The sequence below is a fragment of the Chloroflexota bacterium genome (assembly GCA_009840355.1).
In the GTDB taxonomy this organism is placed as follows: Bacteria; Chloroflexota; Dehalococcoidia; order Lucifugimonadales; family JADFKI01; genus Bin90.
Genome location: VXNZ01000016.1, coordinates 1 through 5,108, shown reverse-complemented (window position 1 = coordinate 5,108; position 5,108 = coordinate 1). Strand labels below are relative to the sequence as shown.

Below are 5,108 nucleotides of genomic sequence, written 5' to 3'. Positions count from 1 at the left end.
GTGGGTGTCGGCGTGGGCGTAGGAGTGGCTGTGGGTGTCGGCGTGGGCGTAGGAGTGGCTGTGGCCAGCGGCCTGATGTCGTGAGCTTCGCCCACAGGTATCTGCAGCGCCGCGACCGCTGTCTGAACTGCAAAGTTGGCGTTGACCATCTCGGGGAAAGGCGGATTATTCACAATAACTGCCGGCGTCGGCGTCCTGTAAAGCTCAGGCATGCATTTCAACACGTCCTGTGTCTCGGTGACCGTTGTGGTAGTCGATGTGCCGTTCCCATTATTTACTGTTGTACTTGTCTCGTCGGTCAGCGTCGTGACTTCGCACTCCTCTCGTAAGAGCAGGGCGGATGCAAGATCAACGACCGCAATTTCCTCTTCCGCGTTCGCCTGCATCGCGATGGCTGTGGCTACGGCAAGGTCGCCGGGGTCTGGTGTGGCGTCCATGTAGAGTGTGAGCACTGTGGCGAGTGCTGCGAACACTGTGATGATGCTGACAAGATAGGTTCGTCGCGGCATGATGCCCTAATTTTACCACATTTATACAATAAGATATTCATTAATAGCGTATTCTTGTCTGGCAGAACAAGATATATGTTAATATCATGGCATGAATGCACAAATTCCGGGTATGAAGACTGAACGCAAGGGGTCTGCGAACAAGACGTCGAAAGGCAATGTGTTCGATTCGAGCGGCGCAACGCGTCGCCGTATCAGAAAGTTCATGCAGCTGCACGATGTGAAGTCATACATGCATCTGTCGAGATTGTTAGGCGTACGGAGTGGGGCAACCGTATGGGCATGGATGAACACCGCTCGCCGTCCTAATGCCAGGTTCACATCGCGAATGCTGGAGTTGACCATGTGGGTGCAGGAACATGGGCTTGACCTGACTTCGGTAGAGTATGTTGACTGGGACATTCCCATGATAGTCTTGAGAGGTGGCGCTGATGAGTCGCGTCGATATCTATCGCCTAGAGACTGGGCATACATATCAGATAATTAGGTCGAAGAAGGACACGGACCTGTTAGACTACGTCCATGACGATTCCGGCACCACCCGGACATATTTACTGCCTAGGCCGTCCATCTTCGCTCAAAGACAGCCGCCGAAGGTTGATAGCTGGGAAGAACTTCTTGAATATCAAGCGCCGCGGGGCGAGATAGCGCCGCGTAAGTGGATGGTGTTCGCCCACGGCGACGACGGCATTGCATTGGGGCTTAACGGGCCGCTGACAAAGCCGGAGCGCCAAAACCTTCTTGACAGCGTTGAACTCGTGTCTGTGCAGCGCGCCCAAAGCGCCGCCTCGAAGACTGACGCCGCGCAGAACCGGCTTATGAGTATGGCAATGACTGCGATCATTGGTATCGCGGTCGTCCTGGCGCTGGTGATCTGTCTCGTTGGTATCTCGGGCTATCTCGGTCGAGACGATGCGCCTGTGGACGCTGTGCAAACCGAGCAGGACGTTGGGCCTCCCCCTACGCCGGGGCCGACACCTGAAGACTGGCAAAATCCGCGTCCAGCGCCGTAGGGAGTGATTATGTACGCCGCTTACTGGATACATAGACACCGCTTCTGGTTAAAGCGCCGGTGGCAGATTCGCCGGCGGCGCCCGAAGGTGGAGCGTGTGAAGTACGAGGAGCTCGTCATTTTCGATGACGACGCTGCTGACATCTATCGCGTGGCACTGCCTGTTGAAGAACTTTACGAGCACATGAATAGCAATGCGCGTTTCGTTCCTGACACCCGTATGCCGCAATATGCCGGCGCCGGCGCTGCCTATCTGGTAGGCATTCCCGTGATGGGGCTTCCGTGGTTTCTGCTCGGAGTGGACATCGTCGTAGTAGCTCTGTTAGCCGTCTGTTTGGCTATGGTGTTCACCGTTCCGGGCTGGATTGTGGGCCCGACCTTTGGGCCTAAGCCGCAGTGGATCGGCGTGCGAACGGAGGGTGGCGTCAAGCCGTTCGACCTTGATGGCTACTTCTCGTCGGACGACCCGGAAGCGTCCTTCGTGGCTGAAATGCTCCAAATGCGCGATCTCAAAATGGTGCTGTCCGCCGGCAAATCCCAAATGCAGAAAATACAGCTCGCGGCTACTATCACGCTCGTTGTGTGCCTCGTTGTCGCTCTATTCTTCTTCCTGACGGTGTTTCAATGACTGATCTATTTCTACCGCAGAAAACGGGCGACGACGGCTTGAGCCTGCTTACGCCAAAAGGCATGCAATTTCAGGGGCGCCGCAAGGACGGTTTGGCGCTCCTCGAACCGTGGCTACCTGCAGGCGAAGAAATATCCATGTCGCCGCCGCCGCAAGGTCAAGCCACTATCCGGTCGCCAATGGATTTGCGAACAGGGCGCAGCTTCCTGCCGCGCGTCGCTATCCTCTTTGGACGCCGCGGGCAGGGCAAGACTCTGTGGCTCACTGCGATGCTATGGATGATGAAAGAACGGGGACGTCTGCAGGGCACGCCGCGATTTGTGGCGACTAACTACTGGACTTCGTTCAGCGACCATGCGAGTCCGTATCTGCTAGATGAACTGCAGGAGTTTCCCGATTGGGCGTACAACGCGATTATCGGCATTGACGAAGTGGTCGACCTGCTGCCGTCTGCTCGCGCTATGAGCAACTATACGCTGTTGTCTCAGTCTTTCTTCCGGCAGATTCGCAAGCGCGGCTGCGAAGTCCTAGCAGCAACGCAATTCCCGCAAGAGCTTAGCCGCGGCATCCTTCGACAGGTGGACTTCTTCCTCGAGACGGAGCTGGTGCAGTACGGCAAGGGGGTGCGGACCTACTGGCACGACTGGTGGGGGCAATTTACAGGGCAGTACAAGCAGCGGTACTGGCCTCCGGAGCGCGATGCGCATGATTACGCTTTCACGCTGTGGGGCACGGATCAGATGTTTGGACACTACCGAACGGAAGAGGTGGTCGCGACAGTCGTTAGCGATAGCCGCGATGAGATTATCAGCCAACAGTGGCAAGAAGGCGACATGTTCATCGGCGACATCGAAAAGGGAGAGGTTCAGAATGTCGGTCGTCGTTCGTTCAGCGAGATACTCGATATGATAGACGGCAATACGGTGGTGCTTCTTGACGACCTGATGGACATTGCTCGAGAAGACCTAGACCTTCCCTACCTGTCAATGACGCGCCTTCGCGACATACTGACTGGCATGGGCTTTATCGTGGCACAAGACGACGAGGGCGACTGGGTGGTCAGCAAATGAGTACGCTTGGGCATGTGGTCGGGATCCTGTCGGCGCTGGTTCTGGCGTTCATTTTGTTTGGCGTGATTGCCGAGACGTTGCCGTATGCCCGCTATCTAGGCTGGGGGTTTGCTGTGGTCGCCCTGATGCTGCTGGCGGGTATGTTTATTGCGATGCGCTATGACTATGTCCGCCCGGTAGGAGAGGATTCGTGATAAAGCTGGTGCTGCGCCTGGGCATTCTCGCGGCTGTCGTCTTGGCGGTCGGAGGATACTGCTCGACGGCAAGCGCACAGGAATCAATCGCGGCGCCGTCCACGCTTGCCATTCATACAGCTTATGCCTATCACGACATTTTAGGCAACGGAGACGGCAGCGTTGCCGTCCTTGTGCGATACGCGATTGACTATGCGGACGACGATTTACCGTCCAGCAGTATCGACGAGCTGCTTGCTGTGCAGCTCAGCGCAGCGGCGCCGGTCGTGTCGGCGCAACCGTTCCCCTATGTAAGACAGGGCTTCGGGCAAGGCGTGGTCGGATTTTTCATCCCAGCGCCGGACGACATCGAAGCCGACACGGATTTGACTGTGAGCTTGTTTTTCTTTCCTGGGGGCATCACAGGCGCCGATCCGCGCGAAACTTCGGTGCTGTGGCGCACCAGAACGGTATTTGAATCAGATCTAATCGATGCCTTGCGGACAGTCCAGCGGTCACCTGCATGGGTTGCAGCTGCGGCTGAAGTTATTGACGGTGAGGGCAATCTGACGGCGTCCGGTCAATCATACGCCGCAAGCGCAATACCCTATGTCTCGACACTCGCGCCCGGGCTCTACTCGCAGGTGCTCCACGATGTCACGGTAAGGCGCGCTGAGATAGGGGATACATACGCGCAAGAGCTGCAAAACACCGGCGGCAGCGCCCGCTGGCGAACGCAGTTCAACTCCACGGCTGAATGGCTGGGGCAGCCGGTGATTATGATCACCACAATCGCGACGCTGATTTTAGGCTTGATAGCGGCGTACTTCTTCCAAAAGATTTCAGGTAGCCAGCTCACAACGCTGCCAGTGATAGCACTGGCACTGGCCGGCGGTGCGCTGGTAGGATGGGTTCACCTTGCATTTATCGGCGTGCTCGGCTTTGCAGGGCTTCTGATCGTCGCATTCGTGGTCATTCTAAAGAGAGCTTCTTGATGCTGTGGTATGGTGTCGTAATGCTGTTCGTTGGCGGTACTGTTTTCTCATACGTTGTTGACGGTTACAGCGGTGTGGGTAGCACGCGCGTAACTGCGCCGGTTGATGTTGGCTATTGGGTGATACCTGTCGAGACGCTCAGCGGCTTTGTGCCGGAAAAGTATGGACAAACGCATGTGGAGATGGAAGCGCCCGTCACGCTTGCCGTCGGAGGCACTGAGACGATGGAGTACATAGCGGGTATCTATGTCAATGGTGACGACTACTGGACATGCGCTACTCCGGACGGCACAGAGCTTCCGGCGCCTTGCCTGTTCGTCCATCGACCGCAGCCGGTGGCACATGCAGTGGGAGAGTATGTCTATAACGACAATGCCGCGGCGCTCAACGAATTCATCGGCTTTCGTATGGCAGAACGGGAAGAAGGGTTTGGAGCAATCACGCTGCCCTTTAAAATGGTAGGGGCAATCAGCAGCTTCGTGATGAAGGTGATAATATGGGACTGGCAGTTCCTCGAAGGCAACGCGCAATACTTCAAGTGGTTCTTGCTGTGGCCGCTATCCGCTATGCTGGTCGTGGCATCGATCCGGTTGGCGATCGATACGCTCGGCATTTTTTCGTAGCAAAAAAAGGGAACTATGTATTTGACTAGCCAAGCCTTTACATAGGGAATGATGTCCTTAATTAGACAAATAAGCCAATGTGTGATATACTCTAATTA

At 56.0% G+C, this 5,108-nt stretch carries 6 protein-coding genes; all 6 read left to right on the top strand.

Translation table 11 applies throughout. The annotated features are described in order from the left end of the window. Window positions 1-940: 940 nt before the first annotated feature. From F4X57_04285 to F4X57_04260, 6 genes are read left to right on the top strand one after another with little or no spacing between them, the layout of a single operon-like run. Window positions 941-1,522: a hypothetical protein gene (locus F4X57_04285; protein ID MYC06378.1), complete on the top strand. Its 582-nt coding sequence runs from the start codon at window positions 941-943 to the stop codon at window positions 1,520-1,522. A 9-nt stretch (window positions 1,523-1,531) separates the two neighbouring features. Continuing rightward, window positions 1,532-2,149, top strand: coding sequence for a hypothetical protein (locus tag F4X57_04280; GenBank protein MYC06377.1), 618 nt, complete (start codon window positions 1,532-1,534; stop codon window positions 2,147-2,149). Continuing rightward, the gene (locus F4X57_04275; GenBank protein ID MYC06376.1) at window positions 2,146-3,219 is read left to right on the top strand and encodes a hypothetical protein; all 1,074 of its coding nucleotides are present in this window, start codon (window positions 2,146-2,148) and stop codon (window positions 3,217-3,219) included. Before F4X57_04280 ends, F4X57_04275 begins: the two co-directional genes overlap by 4 nt. Next, window positions 3,216-3,413 carry a hypothetical protein gene (locus tag F4X57_04270; GenBank protein MYC06375.1) on the top strand — a complete coding sequence of 66 codons (198 nt, stop codon included), beginning with the start codon at window positions 3,216-3,218 and terminating at the stop codon, window positions 3,411-3,413. The genes F4X57_04275 and F4X57_04270 overlap by 4 nt, the downstream gene beginning before the upstream one ends. Then, window positions 3,410-4,387 (top strand): hypothetical protein, encoded by a 978-nt coding sequence (locus tag F4X57_04265; GenBank protein MYC06374.1) that lies wholly within the window; start codon window positions 3,410-3,412, stop codon window positions 4,385-4,387. The genes F4X57_04270 and F4X57_04265 overlap by 4 nt, the downstream gene beginning before the upstream one ends. Beyond that, window positions 4,387-5,010, top strand: a complete 624-nt coding sequence (locus F4X57_04260; GenBank protein ID MYC06373.1) for a hypothetical protein — start codon at window positions 4,387-4,389, stop codon at window positions 5,008-5,010. The genes F4X57_04265 and F4X57_04260 overlap by 1 nt, the downstream gene beginning before the upstream one ends. Window positions 5,011-5,108 lie beyond the last annotated feature (98 nt).

What these genes read in the sequence shown, in the direction of transcription:
- F4X57_04285 (MYC06378.1), top strand. Translation starts at nt 941, where the DNA reads ATGAGTCGCGTCGATATCTATCGCCTAGAGACTGGGCATACATATCAG.
- F4X57_04280 (MYC06377.1), top strand. Translation starts at nt 1,532, where the DNA reads ATGTACGCCGCTTACTGGATACATAGACACCGCTTCTGGTTAAAGCGC.
- F4X57_04275 (MYC06376.1), top strand. Translation starts at nt 2,146, where the DNA reads ATGACTGATCTATTTCTACCGCAGAAAACGGGCGACGACGGCTTGAGC.
- F4X57_04270 (MYC06375.1), top strand. Translation starts at nt 3,216, where the DNA reads ATGAGTACGCTTGGGCATGTGGTCGGGATCCTGTCGGCGCTGGTTCTG.
- F4X57_04260 (MYC06373.1), top strand. Translation starts at nt 4,387, where the DNA reads ATGCTGTGGTATGGTGTCGTAATGCTGTTCGTTGGCGGTACTGTTTTC.